Origin of the sequence: Enterococcus sp. DIV2371 (genome assembly GCF_050498525.1) — a bacterium.
Taxonomy (GTDB): domain Bacteria; phylum Bacillota; class Bacilli; order Lactobacillales; family Enterococcaceae; genus Enterococcus_B; species Enterococcus_B mangumiae.
The window spans coordinates 1,301,339-1,326,297 of sequence record NZ_JBIPAJ010000001.1 but is presented as its reverse complement, the minus strand read 5'-3'; the positions used below and the strand labels follow the sequence as shown (position 1 = coordinate 1,326,297).

Here is a 24,959-nt window from a genome sequence, read left to right as displayed (position 1 = left end):
GTTATTTCGACTCCTTCGCTTCATAGATTGCAATTTGTTCTTTGATTGTTTGTGGTGTTTCTTCGAACATATTTTTCAAGAAATCTGAAACTTTTTGTTTTGGAACTTTATCAGCTTCTGCAATCGCTGCTTTGATTTCTTCTTTTGTTTGTTCGATTACTGCTTCTTCTTTTTCTTCGCTCCATAATCCTTTTTCAGTTAGGTATTTACGGAAACGGATCAATGGATCTTTCAATTGCCATTCATCGTCAACATCTTTTTCACGGTAACGAGTTGGGTCATCACCTGATAATGTATGTGGACCATAACGGTAAGTCAATGTTTCGATCAATACTGGACCGTTACCAGATACTGCCCAGTCACGTGCCATTTTTGAAACAGTGTACACTGCTAATGGGTCCATACCATCCACTTGGATACCAGGGATTCCAGCTGCTACTGCTTTTTGCGCTAATGTTTTAGCTGCTGTTTGTTTTTCACGAGGTGTTGAGATCGCAAATCCGTTGTTTTGGATGTAGAAGACTGCATTCGCATGGTAAGCACCAGCAAAGTTGATTGCTTCATAGAAATCACCTTGAGAAGAACCGCCATCACCTGTATAAGTGAAGACAACATTTTTCTTGTTACGTTTTTTAAGTCCTAATGCAACACCTGCTGCTTGGACGTATTGAGCACCGATAATGATTTGTGGTGGTAGAGCTTTCAATTCTTCTGGATAGAAGTTCCCAGCTGCATGTCCACGAGACCATAAAAATGCTTGAGATAAAGGTAAGCCGTGTTTGATCAATTGTGGAACATCACGGTAACCTGGTAATAGTACATCTTCTTTATCAAATGCGAAGGCACTAGCTAATTGACTTGCTTCTTGACCGGCTGTTGGCGCAAAGAATCCTAAGCGTCCTTGACGGTTCAATGCTGTAGAACGTTGATCCAATACACGAGACCAAACCATGCTAGTCATCAATTCTACTAACTCTTCATCTGTTAAATCTGGAACAAGATCAGGGTTAACTACTTTCCCATCTTGATCAAGTGCTTGGTATACCGGAAAATCTGAATTGACTTCTTCAAGCAACGCTTGGAAGTCGATAGGTGTTTTCTTGTTTGCCATTTATCACACATTCCTCTCTCATCTATAAGAAACTCTCTTCATTCCGCGTTGAAACAGTGACGATATCTGTATCACTATTTCTCCGGCTTCACTAATAAATTATCATGTATTCCTCCGAAATACAAGCTTTAAGCACAAATTTTCACCATTTAAAAAAATTATAACAATCGCTATCTCTGTTGAAATAGTGAAGGTAATCACAATGTAGTAAGCGGTTTACATTTTTCCTAAAAGAACAAAGAGATGATCTTCCACTATTATAACAACCGTTTCATTTCTGCATCCTAGTTGTTACAACCTTTTAACAACCACTGTATTAATTTTTTACATAATAGTGAGTGATTACACAAATCACCTACTTTAATTTTATCCTTATTAAGGGCTTTTTTACAAACAATAAGCCTGTACAACAGCACATTTCTTTTGATTTATAAGCAATTCGTCCATTTTTAGAGAAATTTTTTCACAAAACAAAAACGAAAAGAAAAAATAACTAAAGTTACCTCTTCTTTTCGTTCTGTCGGCGTATTCTAATGTCCTTCTTCCTCCAACCAGCGACGGAGTTTATCCATTTGTGCAATAAACAATGGAAGATGTTGCCTTTCTAAACGACTATAGTTGATCCTTAACCCCTTTTCTTCACCAAAAAGATAACCTGGAGCTACACCTACCCCCTCACGCAACAATCTTTCTGCTAATGCCTTAGTCATTTTTCCACCGTTCCAAGTCAACCATGCGTAGTAACCTCCCGAAAGAGGCGCTAATTGAAAGAAATCTTGGGAATCGATCCATTCCCGTATAAGTTGGCTGTTCGTTTCTAATCTTTGACGAAGACTTGTCATATTCTGTTCAAACGAAGAATCAAAAACCGCAGTGGCGGCCATTTGTGTAAAGATACTCAAAGAAACGTCCATCATTTTCTGCGCTTCAGATAATCGTTGGATAAGAATAGCTGGACCGACGATCCAGCCGATTTTTGTTGTTTCCCCTAGAAGCCGAGATAGCGAACCTACATATAAAACATTCTCTGGATCAATAGCATGGATCGGAGAGATAGCCGCTTGTGTTTCAGGAGAAAATGCTAAATCAGAAAACACGTCATCTTCAATGATCGGTAGTTTATATTTGCGGCAAAGCACGACCAAATGTTGGCGCCTTTCAGCAGACATCACTGTACCTGTTGGATTTTGAAAGTTAGGGTTAACCAAGACCGCTTTGATTTTATGTTTGAGAATGGCTTCTTCTAAACGATCTAAATCAATCCCATGCTCATCCATCGGAATACCAAATAACCTTGTACCTAAGGCTTTGAACAAAGGTAAACCGTAAAAAAAGGTGGGTGATTCGACAGCAATTGCATCTCCTACTGACAAAATCGTCTGTAAAATAAGAAAAATCGCTTGTTGCCCTCCGCCAGTGACTAGCAGTTGACTTTTTTTAAACGAAAATCCGTTGGTTTTCACCAATCGTTCTCTGATTTGCGCCATCAATGGTTGATAGCCAAACACCGAAACGGCTTGTTCTTCTTTTATGATACCTTCTAATGTATAATTGGGCATTTCGACATTTGGAAGTACATCAACTGGCATCTCGCTTGAGTAGAGATCTAAAAAATCAGATTTTCGACTTGCCTCTTTGACCTTTTCTCCATAAGTATCGACTATTTTTCCATACCGAGCTGAAATAAGCTGTCGCCAATCGATCCTTGGTTCTGAAAAATCGCCCCACGTCAAAGAACTAATAAACCGCCCACTCCCTCGGCGACTTTCCAAGATCCCTAATCCCTTCAACTCATCTAACGCATGAACGACTGTCGTACGATTCACACCAAAAAAATCAGCAAATAATCGTTCAGAAGGCAACTTATCCCCTGGCTGCAATTGACCACTTTCGATTTTCTTTACGATCTGGTCCATGACCTGTTGGTAGGCAGACCCTTTATTTTTGTTTACTTTCGTCCACATATTTATTCTCCAATAATTTACTTTCTACTATTGTAGCGTAGTTTCAAAAGAAATAAAAATATCAAAAAAAAGATTGGTAAGATTTCTCCTACCAATCCTTTTCTTTTGAATTAAATCGTATCTCCATTAAAAATCGAGTTTTTAACGATCACGTAATCAACTTTTCGAATCGATTCTAAATCGCGTCCACCAGCATATGAAATGGAAGATTGTAAATCTTGTTGCATTTCGACTAACGTATCTTTCAATGATCCTTTATGTTGGATCCAGATTTTCTTACCTTCGACGTTTTTCTTCTCGCCTTTTTGGAATTCAGAAGCAGAGCCGAAGTATTCTTTATAGACAACTCCGTTTTCTACTTTTGTTTCTCCCGGTGATTCTTCATGTCCAGCAAACAATGAGCCGATCATCACCATCGTTGCACCAAAACGAACAGATTTCGCCACGTCTCCAGGTGTGCGGATCCCGCCATCTGCAATGATTGGTTTACGTGCTGCTTTTGCACACCATCTTAACGCTGCTAGTTGCCAACCACCAGTACCAAAACCAGTTTTGATTTTTGTGATACATACTTTTCCTGGGCCAATCCCCACTTTAGTTGCATCTGCGCCGGCATTTTCTAGTTCGCGAACCGCTTCTGGTGTCCCTACATTCCCAGCAATCACAAACGTATCCGGTAAATGCTTTTTGATATGTTGGATCATCGCAATCACAGCATTCGAATGTCCATGAGCAATATCAATCGTTATATAATCAGGCACAAGTGATTTTGCTGCTAATTCTTCTACAAAGGCATACTCGTCTTTCTTCACACCAACACTGATAGAAGAGATCAAGTTTTTTTCTTTCATTTTTTCGATAAACGGGATTCGTGTTTCTTCTTCAAAACGATGCATGATATAGAAATAACCATTTTCAGCTAAAAATTCCGCAATCGTTTCATCAATGATCGTTTGCATATTAGCTGGTACAACAGGCATCTTAAATGTATGTGAACCTAATTTCACTGTAGTATCACATTCTGAACGGCTGTTTACGATACATTTATTAGGAATTAGTTGAATATCTTCGTAATCAAATACTTTCATCATATCTTCCTCTCGGGTTTATATTCGTCAAAACACGAACATTACCTTCTTTTTTCGTGCTTATTTTTAGCACCTCATGTAATTTAACGTAAATCAAATAAAAAATCAAGCTTTTTATAATAAAAAAACTGTATTTTATCATTAATTAACTTTTCGTTAAAAAAAGCAAACATTTTTAAAAATGTTCGCTTTTTCGTATTAATCTTTGCTTGTTCGTTTGATTCGTCACAATCCCTATCAACGATCACTTTTTTGTTTACTATCATTTGGCTTACGACTTTTATCTTGATTAATAATTCCCAACCGTCTGTTTTGCATCGTTTTTGCTTGATCTTTCGCAGCATTAGTCCGATCTGCAAAAGAACCACCAGTCTGCAAGTCTCGCCGAATTTGAATATTATTATTAGTATCTAATCGTCTATGTACATTGACCGCTCGCTCAACTTCTGCTCCTTGACTTCTTATATAATCAATGGCTCCTAACACTTGAGGCGTATAGTGGTTTCTATGCACTTTTGTTAGAGTTGCAAGCGCATCTCCACGCTTATAATTCAACTCTTTTAAGGTCTTACTACCCTCAACATACTCCTTGCTGCTATTGATTTTTTCTCTAGTTTCAAAGAGCTGTTCGTCTTTTTTATGTAAATGAATCAACGCAGCACCGTAACTCAACATACTTGAATGTAATGATTCGACCGAATCGAGCACTGGTCTAGTAATATTATCGATTGAATGATGAGATTCCAATCCTGTTATGAACTCCGTTCGAAAATCGGGATTTTGTATATCTTTCTGACTCTGTAACACTTGTTTCGTTAATCCTTCTAATTCATTTTTCCATTCATGCACTTCTTTATGTAGTACTTTCAGTTCAGCTGTCAAACGATCTTTACGAGCTTGGAGCGTCTTTTTGCTTAAATCCAATTCAACCTTTTCTGGAATTTTTGCTTCTCCATGAGTGAAAGTGAAATCCGGACGATGGAAAGAAGTGACTTTTTCGATCAATCCATGGAATACCTTCGGATAAAAAGTCTCGTTCCGTTTTTCAAGCAGATTGATTGCTGAATTTTCCTGATACCCCATTTTTTTAAATGCCTTACTTGGTTGCTCTATTCCCGCATGTAATTTCAAACGAATACCCTTGATATGTTTCTCTATTTTCTCCATTCTCATGGCATTGGCAACCCATTTATCTACCTTAGCATCATAGGCGTTGATTGCAACAACGAGTAATCTTGCTTGTTTTTCATTTTTAGGATATCTATTCAATAAATTATTTTGTTCTTTGATGATTTCTTTATAAAGCTTTTGTTGTGTTTTATGTATTGTACTAAAATCGCTATATAAGTGTTTTCTCTCATTTTGTAATAATTTTCTTAGGTTTTTGTCCATTGATTCTCCTCTTTTCTTCGATGCAACTCATCGTTTTTTTCTTTTTATAAAACCGACTCTCTTGCTCATCTAAAAACAGAGAGTCGGTCAATGATATCTTTTGTTTTATGGCAAAATGTTGCCAGCTGCGCGGTATAGTGCATACCAATCTTCTCTAGTCATATCGATCGTTGATGCTTTAGCGATTTCTTCAATTCGCTTAAGATTCATCGTTCCAGCAATGACTTGCATATTAGCTGGATGACGTAAGATCCAAGCAGAAGCTAACCCAGTTGGTGTTGTCTGATATTTTTCTGCCAGTTCATCTAACGACCGATTTAATTCAGGGAATTTCTCATTGCCAATAAACACTCCCTCAAAGAAACCATATTGATATGGCGACCACGCTTGGATCGTCATGTCATGTAAACGTGAGTAATCTAAGATACTGCCATCATGGTCCACACTTGCTTCATCAGTCATATTCACATGGATTCCTTGATCGATCATTTCTGAGTGTTTAAGACCAAATTGCAATTGATTCGCCAACAACGGTTGACGGACATATTTTTTCAACAATTCGATTTGCATCGGTTTTTGATTGCTCACACCGAAGAAACGAACTTTCCCAGATTGCTCCAGTTCATCAAAAGCCGCAGCTACCTCTTCTGGTTCAACCAATGTATCTGGACGGTGAAGTAATAATGCGTCGACATACTCCATGTTCAATCGACGAAGACTATCTTCCACGGATTGAATGATATGTTTTTTTGAAAAATCAAACATCACTCCTGGGACAATCCCGCACTTTGTTTGGATAAATAATTCATCACGTTTTAGCGAAGTTTTTGCTAACGCTTGAGCAAAAATCGTTTCACAGTCCCCACCACCGTAAATATCCGCATGGTCAAAAAAGTTGATGCCATTTTCAAAAGCTGTTTCAATCACTTTCTCAGGTTGTTCAGAACCATTCAAACGCATACAGCCTAAAATGACGGAGGATACGAGCTGGTCAGAAGCCCCTAAACGAATCTTTTTCATCAAATCTCATCCTTTCTTACCACCTCGATTTTACCATAACCACCATGAAAAGGCTTCAAAAAAAATAAAACTATTTTTCCTTTTCAGCAAAAAATAGTTTTATCTTTTTACACAGCTTTTACTTTGGCATCAAGGCTTTAGAGCCGATGTCCGTCCGATAGAAAGTATGGTCAGTATTCTTGACTTTTAAAACAGAGTATATTTTTTCTTGCGCTTCTTCGATGGTTTGACCACTTGCTTCTACCAGATAGATACGCCCTCCTGAGCTTACCAGATCTCCTGATTCTTCCTCGACCCCAGCATAATAGACTGAAACTTCTGTGTCAGATGAAAAATCTGGGAGTAACGTCCCTTTTTGATAAGTTCCTGGATAACCTTCTGCCGCCACCACTACACCTAGGCGACATCCTTCAGTTTCCCATGTCAACTCGATCGGTTTGTCTGATAACAGACGATCAATAATTTCCGCTAAATCACTTTTGAGACGAGGCAGGACAACTTGCGTTTCCGGATCACCAAAACGAGCATTGAACTCGATCACTTTCGGACCATCAGTCGTAGCAATCAAACCAGCATATAAAATACCTGTAAATGAGCGTCCTAACTCTTTCATGCCTTGTGCTGCTGGTTTCAACACTTCTTCGATCGCCTGATCGACCACTGATTGAGGAATTTGCGGTACAGGTGTATACGCGCCCATTCCACCAGTATTTGGCCCTTTATCTTCATTATATGCTCGTTTATGATCTTGCGAGATCACCATTGGATAAACCTCTGTGTCGCGAACAAAAGCAAGTAAAGAAAATTCTTCGCCAAATAAAAATTCTTCTACGACGATTCGCTGCCCACTCGCACCAAATCGATCATTTTCTAACATCTCTGAAGCGGCGTTGACTGCGTCTTCAAGTGTTTCTGCCACAACGACCCCTTTACCAGCAGCTAATCCATCTGCTTTGATGACGATTGGCGCACCTTTTGCTTCAATGTAGGTTCTCGCTTCACTAAAACTTGTAAAAGTTTGTGAATCTGCGGTGGAAATTCCTTGACGTGCCATCAGCTCTTTAGCAAAACTCTTTGAACCTTCGATCAATGCCGCTGCTTTCGTTGGACCAAAAATAGCTAGTCCAGCTGCTTGGAAATCATCAACGATCCCATTAAGTAAGGGAACCTCTGGACCTACGAACGTCCATGCGATGCCTTCAGTTTGAGCGAATCCAATCAGTTTTCCATGATCTGTTTCCGCAAGATCCACTAGTCTGATTCCGTCTTTTTTCATCCCCGGATTTCCAGGGGCACAATATACCGCTTCGACCAACGGGCTAGCTGCAAGTTTCTTACTGACTGCATGTTCCCGTCCGCCGGAGCCAATAACTAAACATTTCATTTTATTCGCTCCCTCTTAGTGTCTAAAATGGCGTACGCCAGTAAATACCATCGCAATGCCATGTTTATTTGCCATGTCGATCGACGCTTGATCTTTGATACTTCCACCAGGTTGGATGATTGCTTTGATACCATGCTTCGCAGCGTATTCGACAGAGTCATCCATTGGGAAATACGCATCACTTGCTAAAGCTGCGGTTTCTGCTTTTTCTCCTGCTTGTTCGATTGCAAGCTTGACTGAACCGACACGATTCATTTGACCTGCGCCAATACCAAGAGTTTGCTGTTGATTGGCTACAACGATGGCATTAGACTTAACGTGTTTTACCGCTTTCCATGCAAAAGCCATCGCAGCTTCTTCCTCTTTCGTAGGTTGGCGATCAGTTACGACAGTCCAACTTTCTGGTTCTTCCATTGCAACATCATCTTGTTGGATCAATAAACCACCAAGGACTGATACCATTTCATTGGCACTTTCCGCCACATTTGCGAAATCAACTTGTAACAAGCGGAGATTTTTCTTGGTTTTCAAAACAGCAAGTGCTTCTTCACTGAAACTAGGAGCGATGATGATTTCCAAAAACAATTGAGTCATTGCTTGGGCAGTAGCCAAATCGACTTCACGATTCAACACGATGATCCCGCCAAAGATCGATACTGGATCAGCAGCATAAGCAGCTTCCCAAGCTGAGAAGATCGTCTCCCCGCTTCCGATGCCACATGGATTCATGTGTTTCAATGCAACGACTGTCGGTTCTGTAAATTCTCTCATGATACGTAAAGCAGCATCTGCATCGCGAATATTATTGAAAGAAAGTTCTTTCCCGTGCAATTGTTCTGCACTTGCAATGGAGTATTCCACTGGTAAAGCAGACTGGTAAAACGCAGCTTCTTGATGACTATTTTCACCATAGCGTAGATCTTGTTTGTGCGTATAAGTAAGTGTTAGGTTTTCAGGCTCTTTTTCGCCCACAGCAGCTGTCAAATATTGACCGATCAACGCATCATAAGCAGCTGTATGTCGGAAAACTTTAGCCGCTAATTTTCTGCGTGTTTCAAGGGTCGTTTGACCGTCTTTTTTGATTTCTGCCAAAACGACCTCATAATCGAATGGATCAACGACGGCTGTCACAAAGGCATGGTTCTTGGCTGCACTGCGCAGCATACTTGGACCACCGATATCAATATTTTCAATCGCGTCCGCTTCAGTCGTTTCCGGTTTTAGGATCGTATCTTTGAATGGATAGAGATTGACGCAGACAACATCGATTGGTTGGATCGCTTCTTCTTCCATCGCTGCCATATGACTCTCGATGTCTCGTCGCCCTAACAATCCTCCGTGGATCTTAGGATGTAACGTTTTTACTCGGCCATCCATCATCTCAGGAAAGCCAGTCACTTCATCGATGGAGATCGTATCGATCCCTGCTTCATCTAATACTGTTTTCGTCCCACCTGTAGAGATGATCTCGATACCTGCAGTACGTAATCCTTTCGCAAACTCAACGATCCCAGTTTTATCCGAAACACTTATTAACGCTCTTGTCATTATTTTACATCTCCCATATTTACTAAATTTGCGATCACTTCTGGAAAGATCCGATGTTCGATCTGATGGATTTTTTCTTCTAATGTGGCTAATGTATCCTCTTTTTCGATCGTCACTTTTTCTTGACGGATGATTGGGCCTGTATCGACACCACGATCGATATAATGAACGGTTACACCTGTTTCATCTACTCCTGCCTCAAAAGCATCCCTAATCCCATGCAAACCAGGAAAATCCGGTAATAACGAGGGATGGATATTGATCATTTTATTTTCATAAACCGCGAGCAAGTCTTCACCAACGATGCGCATGTAGCCAGCCAACACGATCAAATCGATTCCTCGATTGTCCAACTCTTCAAGGATCGCTTGTTCATACTCCGACTTTGATGCAAACTCTTTTGGTGAAAAACTAGTAAAAGCAGTCCCGGTTTTTTTAGCACGTTGCAAGACATACGCCTCTGGCTGATCACAGAATAACCAGTCGATCGTCGCAGAAAGTTGATTCTTTTTGAAATAATCGACTAATGCTTGGAAGTTACTGCCATTTCCAGAAGCAAATACGGCAATCTTCATTTTTTTCCCTCTTCGATCACTACTTTTTGGTCAACAAACGGCACTACTTGACCGATTTGGTACACTTCTTCGCCAGACTCACGGATCTTCTCGATGATCCCAGCCGCATCTTCTGGCGCCACAGCAATGACCATGCCGATCCCCATGTTAAAGATTTCATACATTTCATGGGCAGGGATCTCACCATATTTCTGTAGCGCATCAAAAATCGGTAAAACCGGCCACGTGCCTTGTTTGATGCTTGCAGCCATATTTTCTGGTAACATCCGAGGAATATTTTCAATAAACCCGCCACCTGTAATATGCGCAGCCCCTTTGATCTTTTCTTCTTTAACTAATGGCAATAAGGTTGAAACATAGATTTTCGTCGGTTCAAGCAATACATCTGCTAACGGAGCATCTAACCCTTCGATTGTTTCCTCCAACGAAAATCCTTGTTGTTCTAAAAAGATTTTGCGAACTAAAGAGTAGCCATTTGAATGAATACCGCTTGAAGGCAACCCTAATAAGATATCTCCTGCGGCGATCGTTTCACCAGTGATCAATTGCTTTTTCTCTGCGATTCCTACCGCAAAACCAGCTAAATCATAATCGTCTCCTTGATACATGCCAGGCATTTCTGCTGTTTCTCCACCGATCAATGCCATATTGGCTGATACACAACCAGTTGCCACACCAGCGACGACTTTTTCTAACCGTTCCGGATCATTTTTTCCTGTTGCTAGATAATCTAAAAAGTATAAAGGTTCTGCTCCTTGCGCCAAAATATCATTGACACACATTGCCACACAGTCAATACCGATCGTTTCATGACGATCTGCGGCGATAGCTACCGCTAACTTAGTACCTACACCATCTGTCCCAGAAACTAAGACCGGTTCTTTTAACTTGTACGCGCTAAGGTCAAAACAGCCACCGAAGCCGCCCAGCGCACCCATCACACCGATTCTTTCTGTTTTCTTCACATGTTTTTTGATGCGATCCACGACTTCGTAGCCCGCTTCTACGTCCACGCCTGCTTTTGCATACGCATTGCCCATTTGATTACTTGCTCCCTTCATTTGCTCCACCTAAAAAAATGATACTTTTTCTTTTAAAGATTCTTGGTATTTCTCTTCATAGTCATACAGCGGTGTTGGATAATCGCCGTTGAAATAAGCCATACATAGCCCTGAATAAGGTGCATCTTTTTGCAACCCGATAGCTTCGATCAATCCTTCTTCACTTAAGAAATCCAACGAATCGGCGCCGATACATTCTCTGATCTCTTCAATCGAATGATTCGCTGCGATCAGTTCTTTTCTCGTTTGGATATCGATGCCATAAAAACATGGATATTTTAATGGCGGGGAAGCAATACGTACATGGACTTCTTTTGCGCCAGCTTCTTTTAATAAATTCACGATTCTTCGACTCGTCGTGCCACGAACGATCGAATCATCGACCATAATGATTTTTTTGCCTTCAACAACACCACGAACCGCAGAAAGCTTCATTCGAACACCTTGCTCTCTTAATTCTGGCGTTGGTTGGATGAACGTACGAGCCACGTATTGATTTTTCACCAATCCGATTTCATAAGGAATCCCGCTTGCTTCAGCATAGCCACTTGCCGCGGACAAAGAAGAATTTGGCACACCAACCACCATGTCTGCATCGATCGGTGCTTCGGCTGCTAAACGTCTCCCCATATTTTTACGTGCCGTATGAACATTGATCCCCGCAATATCAGAGTCAGGACGGGCAAAATAAATATATTCCATTGAACAGATCGCCAATTGCGTTTCAGTTGTGTATTGTTCGATCGTATACCCTTCATCATTGATGATCACGATTTCTCCAGGTAAGACATCACGTACGAAACGCGCGCCGATTCCTTCCAACGCACACGTTTCAGAAGTAATGACATACGCCCCATTTTTCATCTGACCAATGGCTAATGGGCGGAAACCATTTGGATCCAAGGCCGCAACCATTGAGTCCTCTGTTAATAAAAGGTAGGCAAATCCTCCTTTTACCTCAGCCAACGCTTCTTTCAGTCGGTCTAAAAATGTCTCTTCGTTACTGCGACGGATCAAATGCATCAGAATCTCTGTATCTGAATTTGAATGAAAGATAGCGCCATCTTTTTCTAAAGACGTACGCAACGAGCGAGCATTCGTCAGATTCCCATTATGAGCCAATCCGATCGATTGATCATAAAACTTGAACAAGAAAGGTTGGATATTATCCACGCTGCCATTGCCAGCGGTGGCATAGCGAACGTGACCGATCGCTGCCTGTCCCGATAATGCAGCTAGTTTTCGTGGATCTTTGAAAACTTCTGAAAGCAATCCAAGATCACGGTGACCATATAACTTTCCTTCATCATTCGATACGATACCAGCGCCTTCTTGTCCCCGATGTTGCAAACTATGCAAACCAAAATAAGTGACGTTGGCAGCTTGGGGATGTCCCCAAACGCCAAACACTCCACATTCTTCATTGATACTTCTTACTTCATAAGACATTCGATTGCTTCCTCCCAAGACTGTTTCGCAGAAGCGACTGGCAAGTCAATGCTTCCATCACTCGCTTGCACCACTAATTGTTCCTGTTCAGTCACGTGACCAAGGAGCGTCACACGATTACCAGCTAACTTTTCAAATGCTTGTTGATTTTCTTTTGTCACGGATACGACAAAACGTGATTGTGTTTCAGAAAACAGGTGAGCGACTGGCAAATCAACTGTTGTCGATACACCCAATCCATTGGTGAATGCTGATTCAGCGATAGCCACCGCTAAGCCGCCTTCTGCACAGTCATGCGCACTTTGGATCAATCCCGCTTTGATTGCTTCCAATACTAAGTTTTGATTTTCTTTTTCGTTCGTTAGATCAAAATGTTCGACCATTCCTTCGATTCGACCAAGTTGCATCTTTTGCAATTCGCTCCCATTAAAGTCCGCAAACGTCTGACCGATCACGTAGATCAAATCGCCCGCTTGTTTGAATCCTTGGGTCGTGATATGTTCATGCGCCTCGATCAATCCGACCATCCCGATCATCGGTGTAGGATAGATCGCTTGTCCGTCCGTTTCGTTGTATAAAGAAACATTTCCAGAGATCACAGGTGTTTCCAACATGTCACATGCTTTGGCGATCCCGTCAGCTGAATAAGCTAACTCCCAGAAGACTTCTGGTTTGTCCGGTGAGCCATAATTCAAACAGTCAGTGATTGCTAATGGTTGACCACCACTAGCTACGATATTGCGTGCTGCTTCTGCAACTGCGATCTGGCCACCAACTTCTGGATCAAGGTAAATATAGCGAGCATTACAATCTGTCGTCATCGCTAACGCTTTCTTCGTGCCACGAATCCGCAAGACTGCCGCATCACTACCAGGAGCCACGACTGTATTCGTCTGCACACGAGAATCATAGGTTTCATAAATCGAACGTTTGGATGCAATCGTTGGTTGTTTCAGCAAAGCTGTCAAAGTTTCGTTCGGATCAGAAATCACTGGTTGGTATTGGCTTAATTCACGGAATTTCGCCATCCGTTCAGGTTCAACCATTTCTTTATGATACACAGGAGCATCTTCAGCCAAGGCATCGACAGGAAGATTTGCTACTTCTTTTCCATGATGATACAAACGGTATTGACCGTCATCCGTCACTTTTCCGATCGTTACTGCATCTAAGTCGTATTTTTGGAATAGTTCTTGGACTCGCGCTTCTGCACCTGCCTTCACACAGATCAACATCCGTTCTTGTGATTCAGACAACATCATTTCATAAGGTGTCATGTGCGATTCACGTTGCGGCACATCATCTAAGGTCAAGATCAAGCCAGAACCAGCTTTTGAAGCCATTTCTGAACTAGAGGAAACAAGACCTGCCGCTCCCATATCTTGGATACCTACTAGAATGTCTGAGTGCTCCAAAATCAATTCCAAACAAGCTTCTAACAATAATTTCTCCATAAACGGATCGCCTACTTGGACTGCTGAACGCTGTTGTTCTTCTTCTTGGCTAAACTCTTCAGAGGCAAACGTCGCACCGTGGATACCGTCACGACCTGTTTTAGCACCCACATACATGATCGAGTTGCCCACACCTGATGCTTGACCTTTTTGGATATCTTTATGGTCGATCAAACCAACACACATCGCATTCACTAATGGGTTGCCTTCATAACAAGGATCGAAGGCGATCTCGCCGCCAACCGTCGGTACACCGATACAATTGCCGTAGCCTCCGATACCCGCAACGACTTCTTCTAAAAGATATTTGGTGCGAGGATTATCTAATTCACCAAAACGCAAAGAATCAAGTAAAGCGATCGGACGTGCGCCCATGCTGAAAATATCGCGAATAATGCCACCAACACCAGTCGCAGCCCCTTCATAGGGTTCAACTGCTGAAGGATGATTATGACTTTCTGCTTTAAAAACTACTGCTTGACCATCGCCAATATCGACGATCCCCGCCCCTTCACCTGGGCCTTGCAACACCTTTGGCCCACTTGTAGGGAATTTCTTTAGGATCGGTTTTGAATTTTTGTAAGAACAATGTTCACTCCACATCACTGAGAACAAACCAGTCTCCGTATAGTTAGGCATTCTACCTAAAATATCTTCTTCGATCATACGGTATTCCTCGTCCGTCAATCCCCATTGCGTATAAATCTTTTGTTCTTTGATTTCTAATGCAGTTGGTTCGATCATTGTTTTCATTTATGCAGTCACCTTTCCGAAATTCTTCAATAGGGAAACAAAGAAACGTTTGCCATCTTCTGAGCCTAGCAATGCTTCCACCGCTCGTTCTGGATGAGGCATCATCCCTAGCACATTTCCCGCTTTATTTGTGATTCCCGCAATGTTCGCTACACTGCCGTTAATATTTTCTCCCTCGTATGTAAACACGATTTGGTTGTTGTCGATCAGTTCTTGAAGTGTCTCTTCATCACAAAAATAATTGCCTTCTCCATGTGCTACTGGCAACTCAATGACTTCATTTTCGTCATATTCTGAAGTGAACATGGATTGGTTGTTGACTTTCAGTGCCGCTGATTTACAAATGAAGCGCAGTGAATCGTTTCTTCTTAGGACGCCTGGTAATAATCCTGCTTCCGTCAATACTTGAAAGCCATTACATGTACCAAAAACAGGTTTACCTTCTTCCGCAAAACGGATCACTTCATCCATGATTGCAGAAAAACGAGCAATCGCCCCACTACGTAAGTAATCGCCGTAAGAAAAGCCACCAGGGATCAACACCCCATCATAGCCCTCAAGAGAAGTTTCATCATAACGAACATAGTCCGCCTCTGCGCCCATCACATCACGGATCGCCCAAAGTAAATCAGCATCACAATTTGATCCAGGAAAAACAATCACGGCAAATTTCATGCTAAACTTCCTCCATTTTGCTGATTTCATAACGATAAGTTTCCATATTGACGTTTGCTAATAAGCGATCACAGATTGCTTCGATCGTTGCCTCAACTTCCTCTTCACTCGCTGACACTTGGATCTCAAAATATTTTCCGATACGAATCTCTTCAATCACATCGTAACCTAAACGATGAACCGCATTTTTAACTGCTTCTCCTTGAGGGTCTAATACTGAGTCCTTATATGTTACGTACACTTTTACAAAATACATGATTTATTCTCCTTTATTTTCGATTGATAATTGATTTAAACGATTCAGTACTTCTTGATAAACAGGAATGATATCACCGATCTTCCGTCGATATACATCTTTATCCATATGTTCATGGGTCACAAGATCCCATAAACGACAAGTATCCGGGGAGATCTCGTCTGCCAGTTCGATTTCACCTGACGCAGTTCGTCCAAATTCCACTTTGAAATCGACCAATTGCAAATCGATTTTTTTGAACAGTTCACTCAAATGTTCATTGATTTGCAACGCTTGTTTTTTTAGCTCTGCAATCTCTACTGGTGTTGCCAACTCCAGAAAAGTAACATGGGCATCATTGATGAATGGATCATCTAATTCATCTTTTTTATAATAAAATTCAACGATCGGTGTTGGTAACACTTGTCCTTCTTCTACTCCTAAACGCTTTGAAAAACTTCCAGCTGCAATGTTTCTCACGACCACTTCCAAGGGAATGATCGACCGTTTTTTAATTAATTGTTCGGTTTTTGATAATTTCTCAATAAAATGATTTTTGATTCCTTGTGTCGCTAAGTATTCAAAAATAGCACTTGTGATTTGATTGTTTAATTCAGCTTTCCCTTGCATCTGATCTTTCATCCCACCATTGAGGGCTGTTACTTGATCCAAATACTCCACCCATAAGACAGATTCATCATTCGTGCGAAACATTCTTTTTGCTTTTCCTTCATAGAGCAAATCTCGTTTTTCCATGTCAACGACTCCTTGTTTTATTAACGTTGCTTTGGCAACGCGTAATATTTGTTCGTCTTTTCACTTTAAATTTTACCAAGGCTCTGAATTCAAAGCAATATAAAAGTGTACATTTCATTAATTAAAAACGTTTAATGTTCGGTTTTAACACCATTCTTAAGATTCATGCTTCTTCGTTAAGAAGCGTTTACACATTTCTTGATTGGTGATATAGTAGATTTAAATAAAACAGTTAGATGTTTCAAGGAGGTTACTGAATGGAAGATCCAAGTACGTCTGCCCAAAGTTTTTTACTCGATTTATCTGTAGAAGAAAAATCACGCTTATATAATGATCTGCTTGCCATCAAAGATGTTGATGCCTGTATGAAGGATCGAAGCTTTTATACATTTAGAAAACTTCGTCGTGCAGCAAAACGACAAACAGAATGTCGAAAGCGAACGTTTCATTATCAGACACAAAACAACCATGAATTAGTGATCAAACAAATCCATGAGCAAAAGCTCTTCAAGCATCATTATCGATTGCGTGTAACGTTCGACCAACAAGAGTTAGGCTACACTTTTGTCGAGACCTTATTGAGCCTTCTTCATTCACAACATTTTGATTTTGGTCATCAAATCGCTTACGCCTAAACAAAAAGAACACCCTTCAGTAGTTGATCTGAAGGATGTTCTTTTTTTCTTCAATTTGAAATAATCGTTTTAGTCATCTATTGTTCGTGTTTTATACATAAAGCAGCTTTTTGTTCTACCCGATCGATTCAGGCTAAACCAACACGTTCAAAAATGACATCAACATTTTTCATGTGATGGTTATAGTCAAAGGCTTCATCGATTTCTTCTGATGTCAAAACAGAAGTGATCGCTTCGTCTTCTTCTAATAACGGACGGAAAGCAACTTGATTGTCCCATGAATAAGCAGTCTTAGGTTGAACAAGATCGTAAGCTTCTTCTCTTGTCATGCCTTTGTCGATCAATTTCAACATAACACGTTGACTGTAGATCAAGCCGAAAGTAGCTTCCATGTTACGCTTCATGTTTTCTGGGAATACTGTAAGGTTTTTAACGATATTGCCGAAACGGTTCAACATGTAGTCAAGCAAGATCGTTGTATCAGGTAAAATGATTCGTTCTGCAGAAGAATGTGAAATATCTCTTTCGTGCCAAAGCGAAACATTCTCGTAAGCGGTGATCATATGTCCACGGATCACACGTGCTAAACCTGCCATATTCTCTGACCCGATCGGATTCCGTTTATGAGGCATTGCTGATGAACCTTTTTGTCCTTTCGCAAAAAACTCTTCCACTTCACGTGTCTCAGATTTTTGAAGTCCGCGGATCTCAGTCGCAAAACGCTCAATACTTGTCGCAATCAATGACATCGTTGCAAAATACTCTGCATGCAGATCACGTGGTAAAACTTGGGTCGATACTTCTTGCGCACGTATTCCTAATTTTTCGCAGACATACTCTTCGATAAACGGTGGAATATTCGCAAACGTACCAACAGCGCCAGAAATTTTCCCTGCTTCTACGCCTTTTGCTGCATGTTCAAAACGTTCGATGTTTCGTTTCATCTCAGAATACCAAGTAGCCAATTTCAGTCCAAAAGTCGTTGGTTCAGCATGCACACCATGCGTACGTCCCATCATCACGGTATACTTATGCTCTTTTGCTTTTTCGCCTATGATCGCTGTGAAACGTTTCAAATCTTCTCGCAAAATGTCATTGGCTTGTTTGATTTGATAACCGTAAGCCGTATCGACAACATCTGTACTCGTCAAGCCATAATGGACCCATTTTCTTTCTTCGCCAAGTGTTTCAGACACAGCTCGAGTAAAGGCAACGACATCATGGCGAGTCGATTGTTCGATCTCTAAGATACGATCAATATCAAAAGACGCATGTTCACGAATTTTTGCGACATCTTCCTTAGGTATTTCTCCTAACTCTGCCCAAGCTTCATCAGCAAGGATCTCCACTTCTAGCCATGCTTGGTATTTGTTTTGCTCTGTCCAAATATTGCCCATTTCAGGTCGTGTATAACGTTCTAACATCAAGTATTCTCCTTTAGTCCCAAATATTCGTTTTTTCGATTTCTTTCAATGTCGCCTCGATATCTTCTGTCAAAATCGTGATATGTCCCATCTTACGACCTTTTTTTGCTTGTTTCTTGCCATAAAAATGGAATTTCCAATCTTGTTTTTTGGCAATCAAATTGTAACTTTCTAATAGTTGCTCGCCTAAAACGTTGACCATGACTGCTTTGCTCAATAGTGGCACTTTTTCAGCTAACGGCCAGCCACAGATTCCGCGAATATGCGCATCAAACTGCGTCATCCCACAAGCTTCCAAGGTGTAGTGTCCTGAATTATGTGGACGTGGCGCTAATTCATTGACGTATAATCCGCCGGTCTTTGTCAAAAACATTTCGACGCCAAGTACACCGGACAAACTAACTGCTTCGGCGATCACTTTCGCGATCCTTTCTGCTTCTTCGATCACATCAGTTGGAACCGTTGCTGGAGCGATCGTTTCATGAAGAATATTGTTGCGGTGGATATTTTCAACAACTGGGAATGTCATATATTGTCCTTGTCCATTTCCAGCAACCATGATCGATAGTTCTTTCTCAAATGGGATCCATGCTTCTAATACGCAAGTCCCTTCTCTTAAAAGATCCATCGCAGGAGCTAAGTCTGCTCGACTCTTCAGAACATATTGCCCTTTCCCATCATATCCGCCTCGAGTTGTTTTCAACACACAAGGATAGCCGATACCATCGATTGCATCTTGGATATCTGTTGGACTAACGATCGTCGCATGTGGTGCGATCACAATATTATTTGTTTCTAAAAAAGATTTTTCTAAAAGACGATCTTGCGTGATCGCCAACAAATCTGTCCCTTGAGGAATAAATGACATGGGCAAAATCGCATTCAGCGCTTCCACGCTGACATTTTCAAATTCGTAGGTGATAACCTCAGTTCTTCTTGCAAGTTCCTCCAAGGCAAAAGTATCATCGTATGAACTTTCGATATGCCAATCTGCTACTTGAGCAGCCGGGCAATCATTCATTGGATCAAGTACACCGACTTTGAATCCCATTTCTTTTGCACTGATCGCCATCATGCGACCTAACTGTCCACCACCGACGATCCCGATCGTCGATCCTGGTAATAATGGTTTAACCAAGTTGATCACTACTTTCTATTACAGATTCAACCGACATTGCGCGTCGTTTCGCTAATGCAGCCTCCAATTCTAAATCATACATTGAAAGCATCTGTATCGCAAGTAGACCGGCATTAATTGCTCCAGCTTTTCCAATTGCGGTTGTCGCTACAGGGACGCCGCCTGGCATTTGGACGATGGACAACAAAGAATCTAATCCGTTCAATGTTCGGCTTTGGACAGGAACACCGATTACCGGTAGGGTCGTTTTTGCGGCAACCATCCCTGGTAGATGCGCAGCACCGCCCGCCCCAGCAATGATGACTTTTATTCCTTTTTCTCGAGCTTCCTCAGCGTATGAGAACATCAAATCAGGTGTCCGATGCGCAGATACCACTTTCTTTTCATATGGAACACCAAATTCTTCGATGATCTCACACGCATGTTTCATTGTATCCCAATCCGAAATACTTCCCATGATCACAGAAATTTTTGCAGTCATTCGTTTCTCCTCTCGATTTGTATTCACTCATATTTTATCAATCGCTATCTTCAAAATCAAGTGAAATTCGAATGAAATCAACTTAATATGTATTATTGTTCGTTTTTTGGAATCGATCAAAAAAACTTCAAAACAAGTTTTTCCATGATCGAAATAATTCGTTTTTTAACAAATCGTTAAAACTGTTCTTCCTGTTTTTCAAACACATCAAAAAAGCCTGTTGCCTATCCTTCAACTAAAAAAGCAGAGAACCCGAAAATATCAACCATTTTCAGATTCTCTGCATTTTTTGTTCACTATTATTTGTGAAGGGACTTAGATCAATCCTTCAGTGCTTCTTTAATGATTTTCTCGTCTTGTTTTAGTCCGTTGAAGACTAAGTTCAAAACAATGGCTGTGATACTGCTCATGACGATACCATTTCCAGTAAACATTTGGACTGTTTCTGGTAATTGACTGAATAGTTCAGGCATCAAATTGAATCCTAAGCCAAAACCGATCGATACCGCAGCAATCAACAAATTTTTATCATTTGTAAAATCGACTTCTAGCAACATACGGATTCCTTGGATCGCAACCATACCAAACATCACAAGCATTCCGCCACCAAGAACTGGTTCAGGAATGATTTGAGCAACCGCACCGATTTTAGGGAATAAACCTAAAATGATCAAAAAGAAAGCAGAAAAATAAATCGGTTTTCTTGTTTTGATTCCAGAAAGTTGAACTAATCCAACATTTTGCGAAAAGCCGGTATACGGAAATGTATTAAAAATACCACCTAAGACCACAGCTAAACCTTCTGCTCGATAGCCTTTTTTCAGTTGTTCTTCGCCAATTTTTTTGCCAGTGATATCCCCCAAGGCAAAGTATACGCCTGTTGACTCGACCATACTCACCATCGAAATGATGATCATCAATAAAATCGACCAAATTTCAAATGTCGGCTTGCCAAAATAAAAGGGTTGCGGTACGTGGAAAACTGGTGCCTGACCAATCGCACCTAAGTCGATCTTACCTAAGAAGCCCGCTAAGATACTTCCTCCGATCAAACCGATCAATACTGCAATCGAACGGATGAATCCTTTTCCTAATAATTGCACGCCTACGATCAAGAGGATCGTCACAAACGCTAATAATAAATTAGTCAAATCACCAAATCCAGGAGCAGCTGCACTACCGCCACCCATTTTTTCGATCGCTACAGGAATCAATGTCAGCCCGATCACTGTGATCACTGTTCCAGTTACGATTGGTGGAAAGAGCTTTTTGATCTTAGAAAAGAAGCCCGCTACTAAAACGACGAAAATCCCCGATGCGATGATCGAACCGTAGATTGCCCCTACACCTTCTGTACTACCGATCAAAATCAACGGTGCTACTGCTTGGATCGCACAACCTAAAACAACTGGTAAGCCGATGCCGAAAAAGCGATTGACAGTCAATTGCAAAAGTGTGGCTAACCCACACATAAAAATATCGATTGAGATAAGATACGTCATCTGTTCTTGATTAAACCCCAACCCCGTACCGATCAGTAACGGTACAGCAACAGCGCCTGCATACATCGCTAATAAATGCTGTAGTCCTAAGACAGCAGCTTTACCATTTTGTGTTTCTTTTTCCACGCTTATGCATCCTCCTCAAGAAATTCTACTTGACCATTTGAAAGTGAGGCAACGCGTGCAAGCGATACGACTTTCAAGCCCATTTCTTCAAGAAGTTGGCGACCGTCTTGGAATGATTTTTCAATGACGATCCCAATTCCTTCAACGCTCGCTCCTGCTTGCTGGCATAATTCGATCAAGCCTTTTGCCGCTTGACCGTTGGCTAAAAAGTCATCGATGATCAATACTTTATCGTCAGAAGATAAAAATTTCCGAGAAATCGAGATCGTGCTCGTTACTTGTTTCGTAAATGAATAGACAGAAGCAGTTAGTAATTCTTCGTCCATTGTTAAACTTTTGGCTTTTCTAGCAAAAATCATTGGTACGCCCAACTCTTTAGCTGCAAATAAAGCTGGTGCGATGCCAGAAGCTTCAATCGTTACGACTTTAGTGATTCCTTGCTCTTTAAAAACTTCTGCAAAACGTTGGCCCATTTGTTCCATCAAAACTGGATCAACCTGATGAGTAACAAAACTGTCTACTTTTAACACGCCTTCACCCAAGACTTGCCCATCTTTATTGATACGTCCTACTAATTCTTTCACTTTATTTACTCCTTTTCTTGCTAAATTCATTTTACTCACAATAGAAAAAACATCTCTTCTGCTCGAATATATAAGCAAAAAAGATGTCTCACTACTTTTTCACTTATAGTCCAACATTTACGGTGCTGGCTAGAAACTGTCATCCTTATCATGACGATATATAAGTTGTTCGATTATTCGATTGATAAACGCATTGTTTTTAAACGATGAAAACAGTCTAACACTTGTTTCTGAAACTTACAACCATCTTTCTCGTATTTCTCATAAAGGATTTATCTTAGGTTTAGGTGATGACCACACGCATTGTTCCAACACAGAAAGTAGACGAATCTTTTAGATAAAAAAAGCAACCCGTCCAAAAAGAGAAAGGTTGCTAAAGTCAAGATTGTACGAGACTGGAACAAAAGTAAAACCCATTATTTTTTATTGCTTGGAGCTAGACAGTTGTCACAACAACTAGTTTTTGTTTAAGATTCAGTTCGTCTTCTCGATTTTTCGGTATTTGTCCATTTTACGACTGAACAATTCCCCACTGCTTGGTGGCGTATAGGTGATCGCATTAGCACCAGCTTCAATCGTTTCTTTGATGCTCTCATCTGTTGGTCCACCAGTCGCAATGATCGGTAACTCTGGATATTTCTCTCGGAAAAAACGTACAGTCTCTGCTGTGTCTTTTCCTGCACTGATATTGATGATCGTGATACCTGCCGCTAATTTCTCTTCGATTTCCGAGTATTTGGATGTCACCGTACTGATTACTGGGATATCGACAACCTGACAGACATCATGAACTGTTTCTACAGGTGTCGGTCCATTCAATACCACACCTAGTGAACCTTGCGCTTCAGCGAAAAGACTCATGTATGCAGAACGCATCCCTTGCGTCAATCCACCACCAACTCCAGAAAAAACTGGAATATCCGCTGCTTCGATAATGCTTTTCGTAATCGCCGGGTGCGGCGTAAACGGATAAACTGCGATCACTGCATTTGCATTTGTGTTTCTGATGATCGCAATATCTGTTGTAAAGATAATCGAACGTATCAACTTTCCAAAAATTTTAATCCCACTTGCTTCCATAATGACCTCTGGAACTCTCACGATATCTTTATGTAATTCTGTCATTATTTCCGGAACAAATAAATCTGCCATCCGTCCACTTCCGTTCTGTCTGATTATTGATCGTATTGATTTAACTGATAAGTTTCAATCACATGTATGATTTTATCAGCATATGTCGGATCTGTCGCATATCCTGCTGTTTGTAACGCGTGGGCTGCCTCGATGTAATTCGTCGCAGCGATCACATTCGCATACAGAGCAGGGTTCCAATCAACACCATTGATAAATAATGCAGTGTGATCATCCATCGACTCTTCCCACGAAGAATAGACTCGGAAGTCTCCTTGGATGGTGATCCATTCTTCATTGATATATTCTTTTGTTTCCAGATTGACTTTTTCTTCGTTCCCAAATGCCTTGATGCCAAATAGGTTCTTATATTTACTCGCAAGGGTACTATTGCCCCAATCAGATTCAAGTATAGCTTGACCGATGATGATGCTCGGCAAAACGCCATATCCTTGCTGCAGCTCTTTTGCGTGAGGAACTAATGCATTGATGAATTCTTGATGGGTCAACTCTTCTTGTTGCTGTGCTTCTGTGGAATATGGGGATGACAAACTTCTCATAGAAAAAACAAAAGCCATCATCATCAACATACTTCCTACAATTACAGCAAACCAGCGATTATTTTTGCGCCTTTGTTTTTTCCATTTCTTTTTTGCCATTTCTTATTCCTACTTTTCTTTTAGTTGGTCTAGGTACTCCTCCATCGTTAAATCATTTGCTGCGATATATTCCGCACTTTCTTTGCCCACATATCGTAAATGCCAAGGTTCATAAGTGATCTTGGTAATATCCTGACGACCTTTTGGATAACGGATGATAAACCCATATTTAGGGGCATTTTCCGCAAGCCACTTAGCGCCTGGTTCCTCACCATACTTTTCATCCAGAACTGTGCTTGGATAGTTGTTATACCATGTTTCATCGACCACATCCACAGCTAAACCAGTATGATGTTCACTATAACCAGGTTCTGTCATCGTTTTTTTCGTGATATTGGTCGCTTCTTCTTCAGTGACACCTTGACTGCTCATCACTTGTTGTACATTTTGAGAAAAAACTTGTTGTTGCGTAGCCACAGACCGGTATGCAGATACCATTACCAGCGGAAAGCCCGCTGTCTCTGCTGCTTTAGCCAGTGCTTCATAGTCCGTTTTGATGCGCTTATCGACCAAATAGCCATTGTCTAACGCAACCAATTGATTCGCTTCATCAATTTCTGTCTCAAGCTTATGATCAGGTCCCACCAAAACAAGTGACCAATCGTCCACTTTGACATCTGGCAACTCACTAGCTGTTTCTTTTTTTGTCTGGTTTTCTGAACTTTCTTTTGTTGTACTCGTAGTTGTTTGCTCAGTCTTTGAATTATCCGCTCGGACCTTCGTATCAGAATCTTTTTCACTGATGACTACATAGCCCATCGCAACGATCATGATCACAACTGCAGCAAAACCTAAAATTTTATTCACTTAAAAA

23 protein-coding genes and 1 riboswitch are annotated in these 24,959 nt (G+C 41.0%); of the genes, 1 reads left to right on the top strand and 22 read right to left on the bottom strand.

Translation table 11 applies throughout. The annotated features are described in order from the left end of the window. Position 1: 1 nt before the first annotated feature. The 14 genes from pdhA to purC form a co-directional block, all read right to left on the bottom strand. Positions 2-1,111, bottom strand: a complete 1,110-nt coding sequence (pdhA, locus tag IGL24_RS06240; protein ID WP_010735671.1) for a pyruvate dehydrogenase (acetyl-transferring) E1 component subunit alpha — start codon at positions 1,109-1,111, stop codon at positions 2-4. A 530-nt stretch (positions 1,112-1,641) separates the two neighbouring features. Further along, positions 1,642-3,075, bottom strand: a complete 1,434-nt coding sequence (locus IGL24_RS06235; protein ID WP_207699380.1) for a PLP-dependent aminotransferase family protein — start codon at positions 3,073-3,075, stop codon at positions 1,642-1,644. Positions 3,076-3,185: 110 nt separating this feature from the next. Beyond that, complete coding sequence (guaC, locus tag IGL24_RS06230) at positions 3,186-4,163, bottom strand: GMP reductase (RefSeq protein WP_206857920.1); 978 nt, start codon at positions 4,161-4,163, stop codon at positions 3,186-3,188. A gap of 237 nt (positions 4,164-4,400) precedes the next feature. Next, entirely contained in the window at positions 4,401-5,555 is a 1,155-nt protein-coding gene (locus IGL24_RS06225) for a hypothetical protein (protein WP_207699381.1), read from the bottom strand. A gap of 105 nt (positions 5,556-5,660) precedes the next feature. After that, positions 5,661-6,575: an aldo/keto reductase gene (locus IGL24_RS06220; RefSeq protein ID WP_207699382.1), complete on the bottom strand. Its 915-nt coding sequence runs from the start codon at positions 6,573-6,575 to the stop codon at positions 5,661-5,663. 118 nt (positions 6,576-6,693) lie between these two features. Further along, a complete protein-coding gene (gene purD, locus IGL24_RS06215; protein WP_207699383.1) occupies positions 6,694-7,959 on the bottom strand; it encodes a phosphoribosylamine--glycine ligase in 1,266 nt (421 codons plus the stop codon). Positions 7,960-7,974: 15 nt separating this feature from the next. Next, the gene (gene purH, locus IGL24_RS06210; protein WP_207699384.1) at positions 7,975-9,507 is read right to left on the bottom strand and encodes a bifunctional phosphoribosylaminoimidazolecarboxamide formyltransferase/IMP cyclohydrolase; all 1,533 of its coding nucleotides are present in this window, start codon (positions 9,505-9,507) and stop codon (positions 7,975-7,977) included. Further along, positions 9,507-10,082: a phosphoribosylglycinamide formyltransferase gene (purN, locus tag IGL24_RS06205; RefSeq protein WP_206857927.1), complete on the bottom strand. Its 576-nt coding sequence runs from the start codon at positions 10,080-10,082 to the stop codon at positions 9,507-9,509. Before purN ends, purH begins: the two co-directional genes overlap by 1 nt. After that, positions 10,079-11,122, bottom strand: a complete 1,044-nt coding sequence (purM, locus tag IGL24_RS06200) for a phosphoribosylformylglycinamidine cyclo-ligase (protein WP_207699402.1) — start codon at positions 11,120-11,122, stop codon at positions 10,079-10,081. Before purM ends, purN begins: the two co-directional genes overlap by 4 nt. A 30-nt stretch (positions 11,123-11,152) precedes the next feature. Continuing rightward, entirely contained in the window at positions 11,153-12,592 is a 1,440-nt protein-coding gene (gene purF / locus IGL24_RS06195; RefSeq protein ID WP_207699385.1) for an amidophosphoribosyltransferase, read from the bottom strand. After that, positions 12,577-14,799: a phosphoribosylformylglycinamidine synthase subunit PurL gene (gene purL, locus IGL24_RS06190; protein WP_207699386.1), complete on the bottom strand. Its 2,223-nt coding sequence runs from the start codon at positions 14,797-14,799 to the stop codon at positions 12,577-12,579. The genes purF and purL overlap by 16 nt, the downstream gene beginning before the upstream one ends. Next, a complete protein-coding gene (purQ, locus tag IGL24_RS06185; RefSeq protein ID WP_206857933.1) occupies positions 14,800-15,474 on the bottom strand; it encodes a phosphoribosylformylglycinamidine synthase subunit PurQ in 675 nt (224 codons plus the stop codon). A gap of 1 nt (position 15,475) precedes the next feature. Then, the gene (purS, locus tag IGL24_RS06180) at positions 15,476-15,730 is read right to left on the bottom strand and encodes a phosphoribosylformylglycinamidine synthase subunit PurS (protein ID WP_207699387.1); all 255 of its coding nucleotides are present in this window, start codon (positions 15,728-15,730) and stop codon (positions 15,476-15,478) included. 3 nt (positions 15,731-15,733) lie between these two features. Further along, entirely contained in the window at positions 15,734-16,465 is a 732-nt protein-coding gene (gene purC, locus IGL24_RS06175) for a phosphoribosylaminoimidazolesuccinocarboxamide synthase (RefSeq protein ID WP_207699388.1), read from the bottom strand. Positions 16,466-16,722: 257 nt separating this feature from the next. Here purC and IGL24_RS06170 point away from each other — a divergent pair, with 257 nt between their 5' ends. Continuing rightward, positions 16,723-17,100 carry a hypothetical protein gene (locus tag IGL24_RS06170; protein WP_206857946.1) on the top strand — a complete coding sequence of 126 codons (378 nt, stop codon included), beginning with the start codon at positions 16,723-16,725 and terminating at the stop codon, positions 17,098-17,100. Between the two features lie 128 nt (positions 17,101-17,228). On the opposite strand, the gene purB is transcribed toward IGL24_RS06170, so the two are convergent. The 8 genes from purB to IGL24_RS06130 all read right to left on the bottom strand — a co-directional run bounded on the left by purB (position 17,229) and on the right by IGL24_RS06130 (position 24,952). After that, positions 17,229-18,524: an adenylosuccinate lyase gene (gene purB, locus IGL24_RS06165; RefSeq protein ID WP_206857947.1), complete on the bottom strand. Its 1,296-nt coding sequence runs from the start codon at positions 18,522-18,524 to the stop codon at positions 17,229-17,231. A 13-nt stretch (positions 18,525-18,537) separates the two neighbouring features. Further along, positions 18,538-19,662: a 5-(carboxyamino)imidazole ribonucleotide synthase gene (gene purK, locus IGL24_RS06160; RefSeq protein WP_207114815.1), complete on the bottom strand. Its 1,125-nt coding sequence runs from the start codon at positions 19,660-19,662 to the stop codon at positions 18,538-18,540. After that, positions 19,655-20,143, bottom strand: a complete 489-nt coding sequence (gene purE, locus IGL24_RS06155; protein WP_206857958.1) for a 5-(carboxyamino)imidazole ribonucleotide mutase — start codon at positions 20,141-20,143, stop codon at positions 19,655-19,657. The genes purK and purE overlap by 8 nt, the downstream gene beginning before the upstream one ends. Positions 20,144-20,463: 320 nt before the next feature. Then, positions 20,464-21,771 (bottom strand): solute carrier family 23 protein, encoded by a 1,308-nt coding sequence (locus IGL24_RS06150; protein ID WP_207699389.1) that lies wholly within the window; start codon positions 21,769-21,771, stop codon positions 20,464-20,466. A gap of 2 nt (positions 21,772-21,773) precedes the next feature. Beyond that, a complete protein-coding gene (locus tag IGL24_RS06145; protein ID WP_206857962.1) occupies positions 21,774-22,355 on the bottom strand; it encodes a xanthine phosphoribosyltransferase in 582 nt (193 codons plus the stop codon). Between the two features lie 86 nt (positions 22,356-22,441). Beyond that, a riboswitch (purine riboswitch) is annotated at positions 22,442-22,539 on the bottom strand. 290 nt (positions 22,540-22,829) lie between these two features. Beyond that, positions 22,830-23,507, bottom strand: coding sequence for a hydrolase (locus IGL24_RS06140; protein WP_207699390.1), 678 nt, complete (start codon positions 23,505-23,507; stop codon positions 22,830-22,832). Positions 23,508-23,530: 23 nt separating this feature from the next. Then, complete coding sequence (locus IGL24_RS06135; RefSeq protein WP_206857966.1) at positions 23,531-24,145, bottom strand: glycoside hydrolase family 73 protein; 615 nt, start codon at positions 24,143-24,145, stop codon at positions 23,531-23,533. Between the two features lie 9 nt (positions 24,146-24,154). Then, complete coding sequence (locus tag IGL24_RS06130; RefSeq protein WP_207699391.1) at positions 24,155-24,952, bottom strand: D-alanyl-D-alanine carboxypeptidase family protein; 798 nt, start codon at positions 24,950-24,952, stop codon at positions 24,155-24,157. Between the last annotated feature and the right edge of the window lie 7 nt (positions 24,953-24,959).

Excerpts from the sequence above, each read along its gene's own strand:
- IGL24_RS06135 (WP_206857966.1), bottom strand. The coding sequence starts at position 24,145 with ATGGCAAAAAAGAAATGGAAAAAACAAAGGCGCAAAAATAATCGCTGG.
- purE (WP_206857958.1), bottom strand. The coding sequence starts at position 20,143 with ATGACTGCAAAAATTTCTGTGATCATGGGAAGTATTTCGGATTGGGAT.
- purM (WP_207699402.1), bottom strand. The coding sequence starts at position 11,122 with ATGGGCAATGCGTATGCAAAAGCAGGCGTGGACGTAGAAGCGGGCTAC.
- purL (WP_207699386.1), bottom strand. The coding sequence starts at position 14,799 with ATGAAAACAATGATCGAACCAACTGCATTAGAAATCAAAGAACAAAAG.
- IGL24_RS06220 (WP_207699382.1), bottom strand. The coding sequence starts at position 6,575 with ATGAAAAAGATTCGTTTAGGGGCTTCTGACCAGCTCGTATCCTCCGTC.
- purQ (WP_206857933.1), bottom strand. The coding sequence starts at position 15,474 with ATGAAATTTGCCGTGATTGTTTTTCCTGGATCAAATTGTGATGCTGAT.
- guaC (WP_206857920.1), bottom strand. The coding sequence starts at position 4,163 with ATGAAAGTATTTGATTACGAAGATATTCAACTAATTCCTAATAAATGT.
- pdhA (WP_010735671.1), bottom strand. The coding sequence starts at position 1,111 with ATGGCAAACAAGAAAACACCTATCGACTTCCAAGCGTTGCTTGAAGAA.
- purS (WP_207699387.1), bottom strand. The coding sequence starts at position 15,730 with ATGTATTTTGTAAAAGTGTACGTAACATATAAGGACTCAGTATTAGAC.
- IGL24_RS06235 (WP_207699380.1), bottom strand. The coding sequence starts at position 3,075 with ATGTGGACGAAAGTAAACAAAAATAAAGGGTCTGCCTACCAACAGGTC.
- purH (WP_207699384.1), bottom strand. The coding sequence starts at position 9,507 with ATGACAAGAGCGTTAATAAGTGTTTCGGATAAAACTGGGATCGTTGAG.
- purB (WP_206857947.1), bottom strand. The coding sequence starts at position 18,524 with ATGTTAGAACGTTATACACGACCTGAAATGGGCAATATTTGGACAGAG.
- IGL24_RS06140 (WP_207699390.1), bottom strand. The coding sequence starts at position 23,507 with ATGGCAGATTTATTTGTTCCGGAAATAATGACAGAATTACATAAAGAT.
- IGL24_RS06170 (WP_206857946.1), top strand. The coding sequence starts at position 16,723 with ATGGAAGATCCAAGTACGTCTGCCCAAAGTTTTTTACTCGATTTATCT.
- IGL24_RS06225 (WP_207699381.1), bottom strand. The coding sequence starts at position 5,555 with ATGGACAAAAACCTAAGAAAATTATTACAAAATGAGAGAAAACACTTA.
- purF (WP_207699385.1), bottom strand. The coding sequence starts at position 12,592 with ATGTCTTATGAAGTAAGAAGTATCAATGAAGAATGTGGAGTGTTTGGC.
- purN (WP_206857927.1), bottom strand. The coding sequence starts at position 10,082 with ATGAAGATTGCCGTATTTGCTTCTGGAAATGGCAGTAACTTCCAAGCA.
- purC (WP_207699388.1), bottom strand. The coding sequence starts at position 16,465 with ATGGAAAAACGAGATTTGCTCTATGAAGGAAAAGCAAAAAGAATGTTT.
- purD (WP_207699383.1), bottom strand. The coding sequence starts at position 7,959 with ATGAAATGTTTAGTTATTGGCTCCGGCGGACGGGAACATGCAGTCAGT.